Source organism: Asticcacaulis machinosus (genome assembly GCF_028550435.1).
In the GTDB taxonomy this organism is placed as follows: domain Bacteria; phylum Pseudomonadota; class Alphaproteobacteria; order Caulobacterales; family Caulobacteraceae; genus Asticcacaulis; species Asticcacaulis machinosus.
Window position 1 is genome coordinate 837,117 of record NZ_JAQQKV010000002.1, and the last position, 19,343, is coordinate 856,459.

Annotated in this window: 16 protein-coding genes; 9 read left to right on the forward strand and 7 right to left on the reverse strand. The window is 58.0% G+C overall.

Features of this window, described 5'->3' with window-relative positions:
• Nucleotides 1-88: 88 nt before the first annotated feature.
• Complete coding sequence (gene creD / locus PQU98_RS12250; protein WP_272745223.1) at nt 89-1,549, forward strand: cell envelope integrity protein CreD; 1,461 nt, start codon at nt 89-91, stop codon at nt 1,547-1,549.
• A 35-nt stretch (nt 1,550-1,584) separates the two neighbouring features.
• On the opposite strand, the gene PQU98_RS12255 is transcribed toward creD, so the two are convergent.
• Nucleotides 1,585-3,978: a PAS domain-containing sensor histidine kinase gene (locus PQU98_RS12255; RefSeq protein WP_272745224.1), complete on the reverse strand. Its 2,394-nt coding sequence runs from the start codon at nt 3,976-3,978 to the stop codon at nt 1,585-1,587.
• A 177-nt stretch (nt 3,979-4,155) separates the two neighbouring features.
• On the opposite strand from PQU98_RS12255, the gene PQU98_RS12260 reads away from it, so the two are divergent.
• Nucleotides 4,156-4,773, forward strand: coding sequence for a hypothetical protein (locus PQU98_RS12260; RefSeq protein ID WP_272745225.1), 618 nt, complete (start codon nt 4,156-4,158; stop codon nt 4,771-4,773).
• Here the strand turns inward: PQU98_RS12260 and PQU98_RS12265 are convergent, their stop codons facing one another.
• Both PQU98_RS12265 and PQU98_RS12270 read right to left on the reverse strand, forming a co-directional pair.
• Entirely contained in the window at nt 4,774-5,334 is a 561-nt protein-coding gene (locus PQU98_RS12265) for an ActR/PrrA/RegA family redox response regulator transcription factor (RefSeq protein WP_272745226.1), read from the reverse strand.
• Nucleotides 5,331-6,698 (reverse strand): ActS/PrrB/RegB family redox-sensitive histidine kinase, encoded by a 1,368-nt coding sequence (locus tag PQU98_RS12270; protein WP_272745227.1) that lies wholly within the window; start codon nt 6,696-6,698, stop codon nt 5,331-5,333. The genes PQU98_RS12265 and PQU98_RS12270 overlap by 4 nt, the downstream gene beginning before the upstream one ends.
• A gap of 146 nt (nt 6,699-6,844) precedes the next feature.
• Here PQU98_RS12270 and PQU98_RS12275 point away from each other — a divergent pair, with 146 nt between their 5' ends.
• The 3 genes from PQU98_RS12275 to PQU98_RS12285 all read left to right on the forward strand — a co-directional run bounded on the left by PQU98_RS12275 (nt 6,845) and on the right by PQU98_RS12285 (nt 9,647).
• Nucleotides 6,845-7,450, forward strand: coding sequence for an SCO family protein (locus tag PQU98_RS12275; RefSeq protein ID WP_272745228.1), 606 nt, complete (start codon nt 6,845-6,847; stop codon nt 7,448-7,450).
• Between the two features lie 143 nt (nt 7,451-7,593).
• Entirely contained in the window at nt 7,594-8,844 is a 1,251-nt protein-coding gene (locus tag PQU98_RS12280) for a polyhydroxyalkanoate depolymerase (protein WP_272745229.1), read from the forward strand.
• A gap of 59 nt (nt 8,845-8,903) precedes the next feature.
• Nucleotides 8,904-9,647 carry a M48 family metallopeptidase gene (locus PQU98_RS12285; RefSeq protein ID WP_272745230.1) on the forward strand — a complete coding sequence of 248 codons (744 nt, stop codon included), beginning with the start codon at nt 8,904-8,906 and terminating at the stop codon, nt 9,645-9,647.
• 3 nt (nt 9,648-9,650) lie between these two features.
• Here PQU98_RS12285 and PQU98_RS12290 read toward each other — a convergent pair whose 3' ends face one another.
• Entirely contained in the window at nt 9,651-11,645 is a 1,995-nt protein-coding gene (locus PQU98_RS12290) for a transglycosylase domain-containing protein (protein ID WP_272745231.1), read from the reverse strand.
• A gap of 165 nt (nt 11,646-11,810) precedes the next feature.
• On the opposite strand from PQU98_RS12290, the gene PQU98_RS12295 reads away from it, so the two are divergent.
• The 3 genes from PQU98_RS12295 (at nt 11,811) to PQU98_RS12305 (ending at nt 14,856) form a co-directional block, all read left to right on the forward strand.
• Nucleotides 11,811-13,385 (forward strand): RecQ family ATP-dependent DNA helicase, encoded by a 1,575-nt coding sequence (locus PQU98_RS12295; protein ID WP_272745232.1) that lies wholly within the window; start codon nt 11,811-11,813, stop codon nt 13,383-13,385.
• Nucleotides 13,386-13,513: 128 nt separating this feature from the next.
• Entirely contained in the window at nt 13,514-14,296 is a 783-nt protein-coding gene (locus PQU98_RS12300; protein WP_272745233.1) for a VWA domain-containing protein, read from the forward strand.
• A 68-nt stretch (nt 14,297-14,364) separates the two neighbouring features.
• Nucleotides 14,365-14,856 (forward strand): hypothetical protein, encoded by a 492-nt coding sequence (locus PQU98_RS12305; protein WP_272745234.1) that lies wholly within the window; start codon nt 14,365-14,367, stop codon nt 14,854-14,856.
• Here the strand turns inward: PQU98_RS12305 and PQU98_RS12310 are convergent.
• From PQU98_RS12310 to PQU98_RS12320, 3 genes are all read right to left on the reverse strand, one after another.
• The gene (locus tag PQU98_RS12310) at nt 14,848-15,261 is read right to left on the reverse strand and encodes an NUDIX hydrolase (protein WP_272745235.1); all 414 of its coding nucleotides are present in this window, start codon (nt 15,259-15,261) and stop codon (nt 14,848-14,850) included. The two genes, PQU98_RS12305 and PQU98_RS12310, sit on opposite strands and share 9 nt — an antisense overlap.
• A gap of 2 nt (nt 15,262-15,263) precedes the next feature.
• Nucleotides 15,264-16,178, reverse strand: coding sequence for a tyrosine recombinase XerC (locus tag PQU98_RS12315; protein WP_272745502.1), 915 nt, complete (start codon nt 16,176-16,178; stop codon nt 15,264-15,266).
• A 172-nt stretch (nt 16,179-16,350) separates the two neighbouring features.
• On the reverse strand, nt 16,351-17,043 hold the full coding sequence (locus PQU98_RS12320; protein WP_272745236.1) for a DUF484 family protein: 693 nt from the start codon (nt 17,041-17,043) through the stop codon (nt 16,351-16,353).
• 79 nt (nt 17,044-17,122) lie between these two features.
• On the opposite strand from PQU98_RS12320, the gene PQU98_RS12325 reads away from it, so the two are divergent.
• The gene (locus PQU98_RS12325; protein ID WP_272745237.1) at nt 17,123-19,342 is read left to right on the forward strand and encodes a primosomal protein N'; all 2,220 of its coding nucleotides are present in this window, start codon (nt 17,123-17,125) and stop codon (nt 19,340-19,342) included.
• The last annotated feature ends 1 nt before the right edge of the window (nt 19,343 follow it).

Consider the following 19,343-nt stretch of genomic DNA (forward strand, 5'->3'; position numbering starts at 1 on the left):
TTGTATTGAACGACGTTCAAAAATGATCTAGTTTCCTCCAGTCCGGACGGCAAATTCGTGCCTTATGTCCGGTTCAGGAACGATATCCATGACGGAACCCCTCGTCACCCCAACCTCATCGCCACCCCCGCTACCCAGAGCTAAGCCTCAAGCCATGCGTACCCGCGGCGGCAAACTTATTATTGTTTGCGTACTGGCCGTGCTCATGTCCATTCCGGCCTTTCTGGTGTTCGGTCTGTTGATGGAGCGCACAAACCGGGCCGACACCGTGGCCCGCGAAATTGGCGGCCTTATGGGCGGCCGTCAGGTGTTCATGGGGCCAGTGATCGCCGTGCCCTATACGAATCCCGGAAAGGTCGCCATTGATGCCAAGGGCAACCGGACGGTTGGCGCGCCCGAATCCGGCACGCTGATTGTGTTCCCGGCCACGGGGCAAGCGACGGCCGCCACCAAAAGCGAAGTCCGCGCCCGCTCAATGTTCCGCGTGCCAGTCTATACGTCCGACATTGCGTTCAAAGCCCGTTTTGATTTGTCGAAGGTTCAGGCTGCCCTGCCCGCGGCGACCCTTAACTGGGCGGATGCGCAGGTTTTGTCGGGTGCTTCGGATAGCCGCGGCGCGCGCACCGATATATTAGCGAAGGTCAATGGCACGGCTTTGACACTGGCGCCGTCCGGCTATGGCCAGCAAGCTATGGCGGGCACGGGTGACGAGGGCGGCGGATCGATGGATCTGTTTTCAACGCCGGTGTCTGGCCTGACGCCGGATCAGCCGGTCGATGTTGCGCTCAATATGACCTTTACCGGCGCGGAAAAAATTGCCTTTCTGGCCTTTGCCAAAACGACCGAGGCCAAAATCACCGGCGACTGGAACTTCCCGTCTTTTGGCGGTGGCTTCCTGCCCGTGACCCGCAGCCTGCCGCGCAATCCGGCGGTCGCCCCCTCGCAAGGTGAGCAAGTGACCAAAAAAGGCTTTGCGGCGAGCTGGTCGGTGCCGTTTGTGGCGCGGGGTATGCCGGCCGCCGTTGATATGAGCCAGTTGTCTAACCTTGGTCGTTCGGAACTGTCTGTGACGTTTGTTGAGCCGACCAACCCTTATCAGTCCGTAGGGCGGTCGCTGAAATATGCGCTGCTGTTCATCGGTCTGGTGTTTCTGACCTACTTTCTGTTTGAGACCACCTCAAAGCGGGAGTTGCATCCGGCGCAATATATTCTGGTCGGACTGGCGCAGATTACCTTTTACCTGCTTCTGTTATCGCTGGCAGAGCGGATCGGGTTTGATGCCGCGTTTGCGGTGGCGGCTGGGGCGACGGTGCTGCTGATCTCAGGCTATGCCGGTTTGATTTTCTCAAGCCTGTGGCGATTTATCGGTGCACTGGGGGCGTTCAGCTTGCTCTATGGCCTGATCTATATCCTGATGCGGATGGAAGATTATGCGCTGCTGGTCGGCGCCGTGTCAGCCTTCCTAGTCATTGCGATCGTCATGATCCTGACGCGCAACATCAACTGGTACGGGCGTGAACCGTTCGGCAAATTATCAGAGGAAAACTAAAACCAAGGCGCGGGCGTTAAGGCCCGCGCCTTTTTTCACGCCACCCAGACCGTGTTGTCATCGGTATCGGCAGCGTCATCCTGTGGTGCAGCCTCTGGTTCCGTCGCCTCTATATCGTTCTGATGGGGCAGGTGGATCGAGAAGGTCGCCCCTTCGGAGGGTTCAGACTCCAGCGTAATCCAGCCGCCGTGCAGTTCAGTCAGGGCCTTGACCAGAGCGAGCCCCAGACCCGGGCCGCCGCGCTCACGCCCGACATAGCGGTCAAAGATATGGGCTTGTTTATCGTAGGGAATCCCACGGCCTTTGTGGCTGACTTCAAGGCGCAGCGTATCGCCCTCACGGTCGGTTTTCAGCACAATCGCCGTGTCAGCCGCCGCATTGCGCTGGGCATTATCAATCAGGTGATCCAGCATCTGCCCCAGCCGGCGCGGATCGACCCGGATCACGGCATCATCGCTCAGACCCATATGCTCAAAGCGCAGATTCCGCGTTGATAACACACCATCAAGCCTTAAGCCCAGATCATGCAGGATCGTACCAAAGGTCACGTCCGACAGGGAAATCTGCATTTCCCCGGCATCCATTTGCGCCATATCGAGCACGTCGTCGATGGAGCGCGCCAGTTCACGACCGGCGCTTTGGATCGCTGTAAGATAGTTCAGTTGTTTCTCGTTAAGGCCCGCCGACTGTGAGGTCATAAGCTCCGAATAGCCAACGATGGTGGTCATCGGCGTGCGCAGTTCATAGGACACATTGGCCACGAATTCGCGCTTCAGGCGGACCGATTCATTGAGCGCCATGTCGCGGTCTTCGATGGCCTGCTCCAGATTGCGGGTGGCGGTGATATCGGCAAAGGCCACCAGCGTCGCGCCATCCGGCAAGGGTTGGGTGCGCCAGCGCGCCAGTCGCCCGTCCGAGACACGGATCTCGCCCATTTGCGGGGCGCGGGCAATCGGATCAGTATCCGTGACGCGCGCCTTAAGCTCGGCCCAGAAGCCTTTGTCGTGAACCAGCGGCAGACACAGTTCGGCCATGACGGAAAAATCCATCATGGTCACCATGTCTTCGGCCGACAGGTGCCAGAACGCATCAAAGGCGGCATTGCGCAGCCTTAATTTGCCATCCGACCCGAACACACTGACGGCATCCAGAAGCTGATCCAGTGTGGCGCGTTGCACCTGAATCAGGGAGTTAAACTGGGATTTGAGTTTCAGTTCGTCGGTTTTGTCGACATAAAGGGTCAGCAGCCCCCCCAGTGGATGGGGCTGACGCACGACCTTTAGTGAGCGTCCGCCCGGCAGGCTCCACATCTCATCAGGGGCGATGTCCTTGAGGCCGTAAAACTCCAGTTCCTGTGCCTTCCACTTGGAATAGTCGCCCATTTCCGGCAGGCGGCGTTTCTGGCGCAGACGATCCAGCAACTCACCGTGGGTTGGACGTTCCGCCAGCCATGCCGGGTCAAGATCCCACAGGGTCTCGAACGCACGGTTATGGAAAGTCAGGCGCTTTTCTGGCCCAAAGATCGCCACGGCATCTTCGAGACGATCAAGGGTTTCATCATGAGCCTTGGCATGACGTTTGAGGGCATCACGGCTTTCTTCGGCCTCGGTCACATCCAGCGCATAGGCGGCAAAATAGCCTTCTGATAACGGCTCAACCGTCACCGCAAACGCACGTCTTTGCCCGCCAATCGTCAGCCAGCGAAAGCCTTCGCGGTGGCTGGCCGTGGCCACAGCTTCCTGCACCAGCGCATCAGCCGAGCGATCAAGGCTTAAGTCGCGTTCACGGGCATCGGCAAGGCTTTCCGCTTCAACGGCTTTCAACCAGGCGCTATTGGCCCAGACCAGACGGCCGTCTTTGGAGACGATCCAACATGGTGCGGGCAAGTGCTCGGCCATTTGGGCGAACGGTCCCGACGACAGGGAGGTCTGTGCGCCGGCTATGGCCAGCCTGATCCAGGCGGTGGCCCCTGAAGGGCGGCCTTCGACAATCAGGGTTTTACCCGCCACGCCCACGGCTTTTTCGGCGAATATTTCAAAGCGGCAGGGTTTACCGGCCTCAATCAGAGCCTTGAGATCGGCCTCGGCCTGCGGAGAACTTTGGCTTAAGGCCTCCAAAACCCGCGGCGCACAATCGGTTATATCGCTATCACCATAGGGCACACCCAAGGCCTCGGCGCAGGCTTTCAGGGTTTCATCCCCCCATACCAGCCGCACCATGTCATCTTCGACCGCCAGAAACGCTTCATCGAACGCTGATGTGGCGGCATCCAGTTCTGACAACATGGTCTGTTTCAGGCCAAGGTCGGCTTTGAGCGCGTCACGCTGCGCCCCCAGAGTGCCGCGCTGCCGCCACGACAAAAAAGTCGTTGATAAAGCCAGGGCGAGTGACCCTCCGGCAACGGCTAAGGCTATGGCGGATACATCCATGCGCTACATTCAGGCTTTTTAAGGTGACGAAAACGAATCAGATAGTTTGACATGATAAATCAAGTTGATTCCGCAGCCTTCAACAAAATAAGCCTGCGCTGAATTTAACCGGTATTCACCCTTTGGAAACCTGTGGCCGCGTTATAGAGTAGCAACGGTTTTGGATAGGTTCGGATCATGGCCAGCGTACGCTACCCCATTGCCCTTCATGGCATCGATGTCCTCAATAGCTGGGCATCGAAAGGGTTTGCGCGTGCGGCCCGTGAATCTGAGGCTATGGCTGAGTCCGGCAAATCCGTGCAGTTTGTATCAGAGGTTTTAGGCCCTCAGTTTGAAACCGAAGCTGCCGCGCTTGATTATTACAGCGCGCAGTACCCGCAGTTGCTTGAGGATGCGCGACCCGGATCGCGGTTTACACCGGATGCGGCGGATAATTTTGCCCGGCTTATGTGCCGTGCCGAGCCAGTGAAATCGGCCAAGCGCACAACCCCCGCCATGACCGGCGGCCAGCGCTGGCCCACGCCGGCAAAGCCGGCCAAATCAGTCTGGCAACTCAGTGTGTCCTATTGGAAGATCATCCCAAAGCGGGTGGCCAAACCGGCCGCCAGCCTTGAGCCCTATGTTCAGGCGCGGGCCGTGCGTAAAAAAGCATTAGGGCAAGCGCTGACACCGGAAGAGGTGCAGGCACTGGCCGCGAATCCGCTGATGTCCTACCGTCCGCAAAAGGCGCTCGATATCGGCCTTTTTGAATTTATTCCGCCGGATAATCCCAGTATTATTATCGCAGATGAATAGCTATTTGGGCGCGCGTTTAGCCAGAATTCGTTGCAGGGTACGGCGGTGCATATTCAGGCGCCGCGCCGTCTCAGAGACATTCTGGCCGCACAGGGTATAGACCCGCTGAATGTGCTCCCAGCGCACCCGGTCGGCTGACATGGGGTTTTCCGGCGGGGCAGGGCTGTGAGCCTCAATCGCCAGCAGAGCCTTGACCACATCATCGGCATCTGCGGGCTTTGATAAGTAATCAACGGCACCGGATTTTACGGCGGCGACGGCGGTGGCGATATTGCCATAGCCGGTCAGCATAATAGCGCGGGCATCAGGGCGTTTGGCGTGCAGGGCTTCAACCGCCCTCAGCCCATTGCCATCTTCAAGGCGCATGTCCATGACCCCGAAAGCCGGAGGCGTGGCCTCAATAATCGTCAGGGCCTCAGCCACACTTTCAGCCGCAGTAACCTGAAAACCGCGGGCTTCAAGCGCGCGGGCCAGACGCTGGCGGAACGGGGCATCGTCATCCAGCAAGACCAAGGTCTTATCCGCAAGCTCGGCAAGTTTTTCGCTGACCGCGTCTGTCATGGTTCTATTCCTGATATCTGCATCTGATCGCGCCGCCACATGGCTTTCACCTGCGCGCCGCCCTCATCCCGGTTGCCGAAGCTTAACCGGGCACCTGAATATTCGCATAGGGTCTTGGCGATAAAAAAGCCCAGCCCCATGCCGCCGGGGTTATGACGCAGTTGCGCCTTAACGTCACTGTGACGCGTTGACACATAGGGCTCACCCAGCCGCGATAGGATTTCCGGCGCAAAGCCAGGCCCATCATCTTCGACGCTTAAGGCCACGTAAGCGTCGAAGACCTCAACCCGTATCCAGACCTGAGAGGCGGCGAAATCAACGGCATTTTCCACAAAGGCGGAAACGGCGTGCAGCCATTCCGGCCGGCGTTTGATGGTTATGGCCTCAGGCATGCCATCTTCGACCATAATATCAATATGGATGGTCTTGCCGAAATGCTGAAAGGGCTCAGCGATTTCTTCCAGAAAAGCGCGCAGGGGCATCTGGTCATAGACCTGATCCACCGTCTCCGGTTTTTGCGACAGGGTTTTGAGGATGTCGCGGCAGCGCTGGGACTGCGACACCAGAAGCGCGGCGTCTTCGTGCAGCGGATCATCCGGTTTCAGGGCCAGCATCATTTCCTTGGCGACCACCTGAATCGTACCTAATGGTGTGCCCAGTTCATGGGCGGCGGCGGCGGCAAGGCCCCCAAGCGCCGACAGGCGGTGCTCTTTTTCCATGACGGCGCGCGTGGCTTCCAGCGCCTGCTCCATACGGCGCGCCTCTAACGCCGCTTGCCAGGCATAGCCGGCGGTAAAAACGATCCCGATCAGCAGGGCGAATAAAAACCCCAGACGATACATGGGCGGCAGATAAAGCGATTGGCCTTCCGGCCAGGGCAGGTCAAGCGACCAGAAAAACAGGCTCATTGATGCCAGCAGTGCCACGCAGATCACCGCCACGCCGTGCCTCGTCGGCAGGTTGGCCGCCGCCACGGTTGGGGGCGCCACCAGCATCAGGCAAAACGGATTGCTAAGACCGCCGGTCACACCGAGAAGAGCCGCCAGTTGCAGCGTATCAAACCCAAGTTGCACCGCCGCTTCCCAGTCCTTAAGCTGTGACCGCGACCGCCCCCCCAGCATCAGCAGGGCATTTAGCCAGACGCTGGCGGCGATGATCGACAGACATAGGGTGAGGTTAATCTCATAGCCAAATCCAAAGGCAACCAACACCACCATCAGGGTCTGACCAAAAATAGCCAGCCAGCGCAGGAACACCAAGGTGCGCAGGCGCAGGTGCTCCCGTCCTCCCAATGGCGGGGCTTCTGCGACATTCAGCGCCTTGAAATCAAGACCGATCCGCTTAAAGGTTTGGCTAAAATCCATGAATGGCCTATTGAGGCGGGAATTAGATCGCTATGAGTTTACATGGAAACATCATAACGATCTAAGTTTTTGTTTTGACGCAATATTGATGCGAAAAACCGCTTACACTTTTTCGCATATTGCTCTAATCAGAGGTGAGTAAATAGATGATGAAATCGCGCCTGACAATTATCCTTATTGTTTTTGTGGGATTATTCGCCCTGATCGGGTCTTATTGGTACACTACGTTGAAGGCGGCGCCGGGTGGGTCATCGCAGGTCGATCCGTCAGTCAAGGTCGGTGGCGATTTTACCATGATCGACCAGAATGGCCGTGCGGTCACGCAAGATATCCTCAAAGGCAAATGGTCGGCAGTATTTTTCGGCTTTACTTATTGCCCCGATATATGCCCTCTGACCTTGCAACACCTCAATGCGGTGCAAAAGGAACTGGGTGATAAGGCCAAGGATTTTCAGATCGTGTTCGTCACCGTCGATCCAGAACGCGACAGTCCGGCGGCCATGAAATCCTACATCGAAAGCCCCGGCTTTCCCGGTGGCGTGATCGGCCTGACCGGCACAGCGCAGCAGGTGGATGATATCGCCAAGGTGTACCGCGCCACCTATTCCAAATCGGGTGAGGGCGAGGATTACACCATGAACCATACGGCCGTGATCTATCTGATGAATCCAAAGGGCGAGTTCGTCTTACCCCTGGGGCGCGAAATATCCCCTAAAGACAGCGCTGACATGATCCTCAAGGAAATGCGGTGATATCAGTTCGGGCAGGGCGTTTGAAATGCTGCACCTGCTCATCACATCTTGGTTTTAAGCCGCAGTAACCTATTGGCAGCTTTGCTGTGATAGGGTTTAGTGGAGTGTCGCCGTGCGGCAGGATAAACCAAGGTAGAGTCCAGATGCTGTATTCGTTTCATGAGTACGCCTATTATTCGGCAGCCCCTATGCGGGCGCTGGCGCAGATGACCCGTGATTTCTGGGGGTCAAAGGCTAATCCGGCCTCTGACACCGCTCTGGGGCGCACGATTTATGCCTCGGCTGAACTGTTTTCCAATGTCACCCGCCGCTATGGTAAACCTGACTGGCGCATCGACAGTGTCACCATCAATGATACACCAGTACGCGTGCAAATTGTCGAGGACTGGAAAACGCCGTGGGTGAAACTGCTGCGTTTTCAGCGCGATAATGCCGATCTGCGCCGGGCCGGGGTCAAAAAAACCGCACCGGCGGTGCTGATCGTCGCCCCTCTGTCAGGTCACTATGCCACTCTGCTGCGTGGCACGGTGCAGGAGTTCCTGCTCGATCACGATGTCTATATCACCGATTGGGTCAATGCCCGTCAGGTGCCCGTGTTAGAGGGCCGGTTTGATTTCTACAGCTATATGGACCACATTCAGCAAATGCTTGAGGCCATAGGTTCACGTATCCATGTGGTCGGGGTCTGCCAGCCGGGGCCGCCGGTTCTGGCGACAGCCTGCCTGATGGCTGAAGAGAACCATCCCAACCGTCCGGCCTCCATGACCTTTATGGGCTCGCCGATCGATGCGCGGTTCAACCCGACGGTCACTAACAATCTGGCCGAAGAGCGTCCGTTTGCCTGGTTCAAATCGAACATGGTTCATAATGTCCCGCCGCCCTATCCGGGTGTGGGTCGCCGGGTCTATCCGGGCTTTGTGCAGCTCTATAGCTTTATGAGCATGAACGAAGAGCGCCACATGGATGCGCTGAAAACCTATTTCAGCAATCTGGTCGAAGACGATGGCGACGGGGTGGAAAAGCACCTTGAATTCTACGATGAATATCTGGCTGTGCTCGATCTGACCGAAGAGTTCTATCTGCAAACCATCGATCTGGTCTTCCAGAAACATGCCCTACCCAAGGGAGAACTGGTTCACAAAGGTCGTACCGTGAAGCCGCACGCCATCACCGATATCGCCCTGATGACGGTCGAGGGTGAAAAGGATGATATTTCCGGCGTCGGTCAGACCCAGGCCGCTCATGAAATTTGCCCCAATATCCCCGCCGACATGAAAGAGCTTTATGTGCAGGCCGGGGCCGGTCACTACGGGGTGTTCAATGGTCGCCGGTTCCGCGAAAGCATCTATCCGAAAATCCGCGACTTTATTGCGAAGACGGATGCGAAACTATAAGTCGCGCTTTTGTAACGAAAACCGCTGACACTTTTCGGAAAGCGCTTTAAATTAGGCTGATGCTATGGAAGCGCGAATCGCCGGATTTTAAAGGCTTAGGTCACGGCGATATCGTCACGCTGGAAGACGTGTCGCTGCGCCTGAAGGTCAATGGTCGCGCCCGCCGTATATCTCTGCGCATCGACAATAAATCCGGTGAGGCGATCCTAAGTGTGCCTCATGTACGTGAGGTGACGCAAGCCATTGCGTTTGCGCGCACCCGCCTTGACTGGGTTCGCAAATTTAGCGCCAAAAAACCGAAAGCCGCTATGTTCGCACCGGATATGGATATTCCCTACCGTGGCAGTACTCTGGCGCTTAAGTCCTCCGGTAATATGGCGGCGGCCCGGTTTCTGAAAACCAATGAAGGCCTGATCCTGACGGCAGGTGGTCAGGATGAGGCCTATGCCCGCCGTGTGTCGCGCTACCTGTCGAAACAGGCGCTGGAGTTTGCCCAGACCTATACCGAAGATTATGCCCAAAGCCTTGGCTATAGCGGCGTGAAAGTCGCCATTTTCGACCCTAAGGGCCGGTGGGGGTCATGTACGCCGTCGCGTCAGGCCATCCGCTATTCCTGGCGGCTGATCATGGCTCCGGAGCCGGTGTTTGCCTATGTGTGCGCGCACGAAGTGGCCCACCTGAAACACCCGCATCATCAGCCGCCGTTCTGGGCGGAGGTTGAGCGCATATTCGGCGACTACAAACCCGCGCGGCAATGGCTGAAAACCCACGGTCACAGCCTGTTTGCCTATGGAGCCGGTTAGCGCTTACTGATTGCGCCTTTGGGCCTCGGAGAAAATGTCGTCTGCATTGGCGGGTGCCGGTTGTGGCTGATCTTCGGGGTTAGGGATCGGCTCCATAGTTACCATCGGCGGCACGGCATTATCGTTCGCCGCCGGGCTTGAATTCAGCAGTTCATCAACGGCGGCACTGGCGGCTTCATCCATTTCGCTGACCGGGCCGGTGGGGATGGCGCTGGTCTTGATGCGGGTCAGGGCCGACGCCATGAAATCGCGCCAGATCGCAGCCGGGGTGCCGCCACCGGTCACGCGGGCCATTGGCGTATTATTGTCGCGTCCGACCCACACCGCCGTGGTAAAGCCGCCGGTATAGCCAACGAACCAGGCATCGCGGTAGTCGCTGGTCGTGCCGGTCTTCCCGGCCAGATCATAGTTGCCGGGGATCTTGATGCCGTTGCCGGTGCCGGAAATGACCACTTGCCGCATCATCTGGTTCATATAGGCCAGGGGCGGGTTGGCAATGACTTGGGTGCGAACATCTTCGCGGTACTGATAAAGGATTTTGCCCGAAGTCGTGCGGATACGGATCACGCCGTGAGGCGCGACCTTATAACCACCGTTGGAGAAGGGCACATAGGCGCGCGCCATCTCAAGCGGGGTCAGGCTGGCCGTCCCCAAAGCCATCGCGGGGTCAGTATTGATCTTGGATTCGATGCCTAAGCGGCGGGCGGCGCGGGCGACGTTTTCACGGCCGACATCATTGGCGACGCGGGCCGCTACGGTGTTGATCGACTGGGCCAGTGCCGTCTGCAGATCCATCGGGCCTAAGAACTTTTTGGTGTAATTTTCCGGCGACCAGCCGCCGATTTCAAACGGTTCATCGACCACCGGCGTCAGCGGGTTATATCCGGCCTCCATTGCCGCCAGATAGACGAAGGGTTTGAAGGATGACCCCGCCTGACGGTGGGCCTCAATCGCGCGGTTGAACTGGCTGTCGGCATAGGAAACCCCGCCGATCAGGGCCCGCACCCGGCCTTCGCCGTCAATGGCGACAAGGGCGGTTTGTTCGACCTTTTTCTTGGCGTCGCGTTCCATAATGCGCTGAACGGCACGTTCGGCATCGGTCTGGATGGCCAGATCGAGCGTGGTCTCGACGATCAGGTCTTCCTTAGCCGAAGCGGCAATCGGCTGCACTTCGCTGCTTAACCAGTCGATAAAATAGAGGGCGTGGGCGGTGGCCAGGGTCTTGGTGACCTTTAAGGGTTTTGAGACAGCTTCGGCGCGTTGCTCAGGTGTGATAACGCGGGCTTCGACCATTTCGTTGAGCACGATGTTGGCGCGGTTCTGGGCGCGCTCGCTGTCGGACAGCGGTGAATAGCGCGACGGCCCCTTCATCATGCCGGCCAGCAACGCCGACTCGGCAATGGTCAATTCCTTGGCCGGTTTATTGAAATAACGCTGAGAGGCGGCTTCGATCCCGTAAGCGCCGGCCCCAAAATAGACGCGGTTGAGATAGAGTGCCAGAATTTCCTTTTTGGTGAATTTCAGCTCCAGCTTGACCGCCATGATCAGTTCCTGAATCTTGCGCTTCATATTCTGATCGGACGACAGGAACAGGTTTCGTGCCAATTGCTGGGTAATGGTTGACCCACCGGCCAGATTGCCGCCCTTTTTGGTCACATTGCGCACGGCAGCACGCATAATGCCCACCGGATCAAAGCCGGGATGGTGATAAAAACGGCGATCCTCGACCGCCAGAAAGGCGGCGGGCACATAGGGCGGCAACTCATCGAGATTAACCGGCGGGGCCGACTGCGACCCCTGCACGGCGATCAAGGCGCCGGAACGATCCAGATAGGTAATGGCGGGTTGTTTTTCGACCTTATCGATATCGTCGATCGACGGCAGGCCAAACGAAAACACCGCTATAAAGGCGGTGACAAAGATGATCGCCCACACCCCAAGCACTGTGGCCCAATAGATGAACGCCTTCAGCGGGGGTCGTTTAAATTGCAGGGCCATGCACGTCCTCTGGTCACCGGATAATCAAACTTAATCTTCGAGGTTAATTTCGTCAAAATTATGCGCGCGATTTAAAGCGGCGTCACGCATTGTTTTGATCTGTGAAAGGCCCCCCGAATAGGCTTATAGCTCATAGGATATATAGAATCACATGAAAAGTGCTTAATGAGTCAGGCCTTACGGCAATTGCCACACGCATCCGCGCCCGCTGACATGGCGGCGGCGGTAAAGTGCCTGCGGGATACCTTTGGCTATGAACGTTTTCGCGGTGAGCAAACGCCGGTGATTGAGGCGATCCTGCGCGGTGAGGACGTGCTGGCCATTCTGCCGACCGGTGGCGGCAAAAGCCTGTGCTATCAGATCCCCGCCCTGATCCGTCCGGGATTTGGTCTGGTAATATCCCCGCTGATTGCCCTGATGAGCGATCAGGTGCAGGCTCTAGAAGCCAAGGGCGTGCGCGCCGCGCGCATGGATTCATCGCTCAGTTCGCAGGAGCGCGCCCGCCTGTGGGACGCCGCCCGTGACGGCGATCTTGATCTGTTGTACCTGTCGCCCGAAGGACTGGTGCAGCCCTATGTCCTGGACCGGTTGGCCCAGCTTGAGGTCAATCTGATTGCGATCGATGAAGCCCACTGCGTCTCTCAGTGGGGCCATGATTTCCGGCCAGAATACCGCGCCCTGGGGCAGCTCAAGGGGCTGTTTCCAAATGTCCCGACCCTGGCCCTGACGGCTACGGCCGATGCCCATACCCGTCAGGACATCAAGGCGGCCTTGCGCATAACCCATGCCACTGAGGTGATCGGCAGCTTTGACCGGCCGAACCTGTCATTGCGCTTCGTGCGCCGCAAAGGGCCGGTCATCAAACACATTCTTGAGGTGTTGAAAAAACAGCCCAAGGCGGGCGGTATTATCTATTCAGGGTCACGCGACGGCACCGAAAAGCTAGCCCGGCAACTGGTGGATCAAGGCTACCGCGCTGAAGCCTACCATGCCGGTTTGTCAGCGGTTGAGCGCGAAGACCGGCTGACGCGATTTTTATCGGGCTATACGCCGATCATGGTGGCGACCATCGCCTTTGGGATGGGCATTGATAAGGCCGATGTCCGCTTTGTGATCCATGCCGATCCGCCCGCGTCACTGGAGGCCTACTGGCAGGAAGTCGGTCGGGCGGGGCGCGACGGCAAACCGGCGGCGGGTGTGTGTTTTTATACTTCGACGGATCTCGGCTGGGCCCTGCGGCGTCAGAATTTGCGTGAGCGGGATGGGGCGCCTGTCCAAAGCCATACGCAGGAAAAGGCCCTCAGCTTTCACCGCTTTATGATGGAACCCGGTTGCCGTCAGGACATGGTGCGGCAATATTTCGGCGAAGGGGCAGGTAAACCGTGCGGCCACTGCGATAACTGCCTGTCGCGCTCAAAGCCTTCTGATCTGACCGAAGCCGCACAGATGCTGATGTCGGCGCTCTATCGTTTTAATGGCCCGCGCGGCCGCAAAAAGCTGATTGACCATGTGCTGGGCAAGGAATCCGGCCCAAAGGATTTCAGCACGCGCATGAAAACCTTTGGTGTGGCTAAGGATTATGATGCCGATGAACTGGCGCTGGTGCTGGATTATTGCGAAGCACTGGGCATAATTGCTGAGGAAATGTTTGACGGCAATAAGCCGATTGTGGCCTTAAAAGACGCAGACCTGCTCAAAGCGTTGTGGCGTGGTGAAATTCCGGTCGAACTGCGCGTTTAATTATTTCTGAACCCGCCACAATCCCGACGTTAAAATACAAATATCGCGCCATGATTGCGCCGCGTGTCCGCCTTGTTCCGCGCGCAGCCTCATGCTCAGGATCATCACGATCCGCACGGGGAATAAAGATGCGCAAGCTGCTTTTGGCCGCTATGGCCCTCACTGTATCAATAAGCGTTGCGTCCAATGTACAGGCTCAGTCTCTGGCTCAATCTCCAGCCCGCGTTCAGGCGCAGGTGAGGGCCGATCTCAATACCTATATCCTGCTCGATCGTACTGGTTCCATGTCGTCGATGTGGACGGAAGCGCTCAGTTCCGTCAATGCCTATGCCGAAAATCTGGGTAAGTCTGATCTGGCCAAACCGTTTGACCGGAACCTGAAAACGCAGGTGACGCTGGCGGTGTTTGATGCGCAGGATGGGCTGCAATTCAATGTCTTGCGCAATAAGGTGGCCCCGCAAAACTGGCAGAATGTCACCAATGCCGAGGCCTCGCCGCGTGGCATGACGCCGCTTTATGATGCGATTGGGCAGATCATGGCCACGGCCAACCGGGACAATCCCAAAAAAGCGGTGATCGTCATCATGACCGATGGGCAGGAAAATGCCTCACGCGAAATGACCCAGAAAACGGTTAAGGCGGCATTGGATGCGGCTAAAAAGAAGGGTTGGGAAGTCGTGTTCCTGGGCGCTGATTTTGCCAATTTCTCGGACGCTGACGGCGTGGGGATTGAGCGTACCAAATCGATGGCCGTCGATAAATCAGCCCTGGGCGAGACTATGCAGCGACTGGCGAAAAAAAGCCGCGACTATGGCGTGGCTGCACCCGCAGCACCGGCGCCGGTGACCTTTGATGCCGAAGACCGGGCGGTGGCCAATGAAGAGGCGGTTAAGCAGAAACAGGGCCAATAGCGCCTTTTCAGGTTCTCAGTTTGCATCCCTCATGGCATAAGGCCGTGAGGGATGTTTTCGGGGACATTATGCGCATTTTCAAAGGTATGGTTGTAACGGCACTGATGGTGTTAACCGGCTGTGTCACTAATGATCCGGTCGGTTTAAATGATGCCGGTCGCAAGATTGCTATGGGCTATGTTGAAACCGCCCTGGCCGACCCCTTGCCGGTTTTATATGAAAAAGCCGCGGCGGGCAGCCCCTATGCTGAACTGACTTTGGGTTTGGCGCTGATCATGGGGCGCGGAGGCGACATACTTAAAAACACGGGCGAAAGATATGTGCTGAAAGCCGCATCGGCTTCGACATCAAAGACGATGAGCATCTATCAGCCGCCGGTGCGTCAGGGATTATCAGGTTCAGTGCAGAACATTCAGGTACATGATCCGGTGATAGACCGGCAGATTGTCACGGCGGCTCTGACCTGTGCGAAAGCTGTGAGTGCTAAGGCCGCCGTTATGCATGGCGGCGCGGTTTGTGGCGGCGAGGCGCAGTATCAACGCTTTCTAAGCTTACTTTAGTCCCAGTCTTCGGGCGGCAATCGGCATAAGCTGATAGCGCGACAAGGGGGCGATCGCGATGTCGGGCAGACTGGCCGGATCGACCCACAGGATTTCTGCGATTTCCGACTGCGCAGTAACCGGCTCGGAATGTTCGATGTAGAACACCTCGGCCAGAACCTGATGGCCGGTTTCATTGGCAGTCGGTGCGGTAAACTGGCCCAGAGGGGTGGCGTTATCTGATGTGATGTTGAGGCCGATTTCCTCGGTCAATTCACGTTGCAGGGCCGCAAAGGCCGCTTCACCGGCTTCGATCTTGCCGCCCGCCTGCATGAAAATGGGAGAACTGTGTTTGCGCACGATCAGGGCGCGGCGGGTCACGGGATCAACAATCAGACCAGTCGCCAGACGAATGATTTTGGGCATGTCTACCCCTTCGGATGAGCGGCGGCATAGGCGTTGAGCAAGCGTTCCGTATCGACCTGGGTATATTTCTGGGTGGTCGATAAGGATGCGTGGCCCAGCAACTCCTGAATAGAACGCAGATCGGCACCTGAACCCAACAAATGAGTAGCAAAGGAATGGCGCAGGGCATGGGGTGTGGCGCGATCCGTCAGCCCCAGCCGCCCACGCATCAGGGCCATGCTCGACTGCACCTGACGGGGGGACAGGTCGCCACCACGTTTGGCACGGAACAGTTTGTCATCGGGTGTCAGGCTAAACGGTTGCTGGGCTTTGTAGGTGTCAATGGCGGCGCGCACCTCATCCAGCACGGGCACAATACGCATCTTATTGCCCTTACCCATCATGCGCAGAGTATCGGACAGCGGCGTGTCCTTGACTGTTAAAGAAAGGGCCTCGGAGATACGTAGGCCGCAGCCATAGAGCAGCATGAACACAGCGCGGTCGCGGGCGGCTTCCCAAGGATCGAGGTCGTCGCGCATCAGAGTGTCCTGCATCAGACCTATGGCCTGATCGGGATTGAGCGGTCGCGGCAGGGTGGTTTTCAGGCGCGGGCCACGCATCAGGGCGACATGGGCGTTGGTGACCTCCAGATGCAGATCCAGATAGCTGTGGAACGATTTCACTGCCGACAGATGCTGGGCCAGTGACCGCGGCGACAGGGGCGGGTCTTTAGCCCGCAAATGGGCCATCCAGCCACGGATATCGGCAGAGGTCAGCTCAGACAGATCAGTCAGGTTCAGATTATCGCCAATAGCTGCGCGCAGATGTCCGAAATAGAGCGCAGTCGCATGAGCATAGGCCTCAAGCGTTTTGGGCGCGACGCGCCTCTGGGCCTTGAGGTACAGTAACCACTGGTGCCGTGCATCATCGATCGTGATCAATTTTACCCCCTCTGACCTAAACGCGAGCGTTTAAGTCAGCTCCCCCTGCAACAGGGGGAGTTCTCATGAGCAGCCCCCCCCTCTTGGAGGGGAGGGGGACCGCCAGCGTGAGCGCAGCGGTGGTGGGGTAAGGTTATCGAGTAAGTCAGTAATAAAGTCTTAACTTTAACTATAGAACAGGCCACCGGTCGGCCACCCGTTCGACCACGCGGGCGACAAAGGCAACCAGTTCAGCGCCCATGTCCGGCGTAAAGCCGTCAAAATCGGCAGACCCGAACGACACCAGCCCCGGCCGGCCTTCGCGCCACAGAGAGATGCGTAAGGCTGCCGCACTTTTGATGCGCTTAACGTCCTCATCAAACAGAACCCGTGCAACGGCGTCGGGCCCCAGCAGCGACAGGGCCTCTTCGCCGATGATGTAATCAACACCGCCGTAATCAAGGGTTTTCCACCCCAGCGGCACCGGCCCGGTATCCTCTAACGCGATGGTCGCAGCGATAAGCCCAAAGCGATGCTTGACCTCTTCGTTCAGGCGGCGGGCCAGATCAGAATGATTGCGCGCCTCCATCAGGCTGAGCACCATGCCGTGGGTCTGGTTCTGGGCATCGAAATTGGCGCGCGCTGTGGCTTCCATCTGGCGGCGGACATCGATATCTTTCAGGGCCTTAGCCTCAAGCCGCGCCAGGGCTGCCGGGCCGAAATCGATCAGGTTGCGTGAGGCTGGTTTCAGGCCGAGGCTATCCAGCAAGGGCCGGTCGGCCTTGAGCTTATCGGCAAATTGCGGCAGACGCGCGCGCACATCGGCCCAGTCTTCGGCGCTTACGGGAGCCGCATTTTCGCTGTCGCTGATTTCGGTCGCCATATGCCCTAAAAGCCCCAACAGGCGGATTAACCGGAACGGTCTTGATAACCCGCGTAAAACCTATATCTCACTTTAGATTATGAGCCCGTCCGATATCAACCCCACCCTGTTAGATTTTGATCTGCCGTCTCAGGTGGTGGCAAAGGTCGCGGTCCTGGCCCCGGTGGCCGAGGTGCTGGACTATGTGGTGCCGGATGGGATGACGCTTGAGGTCGGCGATCATGTCATGGTGCCGCTGGCCCACCATAAGGTGCGCGGGGTGGTGGCGTCGGTTGCGGCGGCGGGGGCGACGCATTTCAAACTTAAAGCCATCGTGGCGAAAATCGACGATCCGCCGGTGCCGCGCGCAAGTCTTGAGTTCTGGTTGTGGGCAGCGGGCTGGACCCTGACCCCGCCGGGGGTGTTCCTGAATGGCTGCATCGGCGCGCTCAAAACCCCGAAGGCGCAGATGCGGCAGGCCTATGTCCTGACCGGCACGCAACCGGTTAAACTGACCAAGGCTCGCGAACGGGTGCTTGAACAGGCGGTCATGCCGCTCAGTCTGACCGAATTGTCGCAAGGTGCGGGCGTATCGCCTTCGGTGATTAAAGGGCTTGAGGCCGAGGGGGTTCTGGCACGGATAGATGTTGAGGCTGAGGCATTTGCTGTGCCCGATCCGCAGTTTAAGGTGCCGATGCTTAATCCGTCTCAGGCGGCGGCGGATGCGCTACTGGCGCAAAAACAGGCTGCCGGTGGATTTTGTCCGGTGCTGCTGGATGGGGTGACGGGATCGGGCAAGACCGAGGTTTATCTGGAATCGGTCGCCCGCACCTTGTCGCGTGACCCCAAGGCGCAGGTTCTGATCCTGCTGCCGGAAATTGCGCTCACACAGGCCGTCATGGCGCGGCTAAAGGCGCGGTTTGGGGCCGATCCGGTGCCGTGGCATTCGGCGCTTACCCCTTCGCAACGGCGTAAAATCTGGGAGGGAGTGGCCTCCGGTGAGGTGCGGCTGGTGGTCGGGGCGCGCTCAGCCCTGTTTTTGCCGTACCAAAAGCTTGATCTGATTGTGGTCGATGAAGAACATGACGGCTCCTACAAGCAGGAAGACGGTGTGCGCTATCAGGCCCGCGATCTGGCGGTGGTGCGCGCTCACCGTGACAAGTTCATGATCATTCTGGCCTCGGCCACTCCGTCGCTGGAGAGCCTGAGCAACGCTCAGAAAGGCCGCTATGAATGGATACGCCTCACCGAGCGCCACGGTACGGCACAACTGCCCGACATTCATCTGATTGATATGAAGGCCCACCCACCTGGCAAGACCGAGATGGGTGATCCATTGTGGCTGTCCGCCCCTCTGGTGGCCGAAATTGAGCGCACTCTGGCACGAAAGGAGCAGGTGCTGCTGTTCCTGAACCGGCGCGGTTATGCGCCGCTGGTGCTGTGCCGGGCGTGCGGGGAGCGGATGACGGCGCCCAATACCGATAGCTGGTTGGTCGAACATCGGGCGACCGGTCGGCTGGTCTGCCACCTAACCGGTTTTTCGATGAAGAAGCCGGATCGCTGCCCGCATTGCGGTGCGCTGGATAGTTTGGCGGCGATCGGGCCGGGGGTGGAGCGGATTCTGGAGGAAGTCCAGTCCCGGTTCTCAAAGGCGCGGGCGGAGATTTTTTCCTCTGATACCACACCCGATGCCGCGTCATCCGAGGCCCTGATCCGGCGGGTGCAGGATCATCAGACCGATATTCTGATTGCCACTCAGGCGGCCGCCAAGGGCCATAATTTTCTCAATCTAACCTTGGTCGGGATTGTCGATGCCGATCTGGGCCTCAAGGGCGGAGACCTGCGGGCGGCGGAACGCACATTTCAATTGCTGGCGCAGGCGACCGGCCGGGCCGGGCGGGCGCACAAGGCGGGTAAAGCCCTGTTGCAAACCTATAGTCCTGAACATCCGGTCATGCAGGCCCTGAAAGCGCAGGATCGTGACGCCTTTTACGCCTATGAGCAGATGACGCGGGAAATCACCAAATTTCCGCCGTTCGGGCGACTGGCGGCGGTGATCATGTCGTCAAAGGATCAAGCGGAGCTTAACCGCTTTTCGCGCGAACTGGCACTGACGATTCCCAATACCGATGGGGTTGAAGTTTACGGGCCAGCCGATGCGCCCTTAAGTCTGGTGCGCGGGCAGTGGCGTAAACGGTTTTTGGTGCGTGCCGATCGAAACCGTGACCTGCAGGGCTTTATGGCCGCGTGGTTGAGAACGGTAAAAAAACCCAATATCATCCGCATGGTGACGGATATTGACCCGTATAGCTTCCTATAGG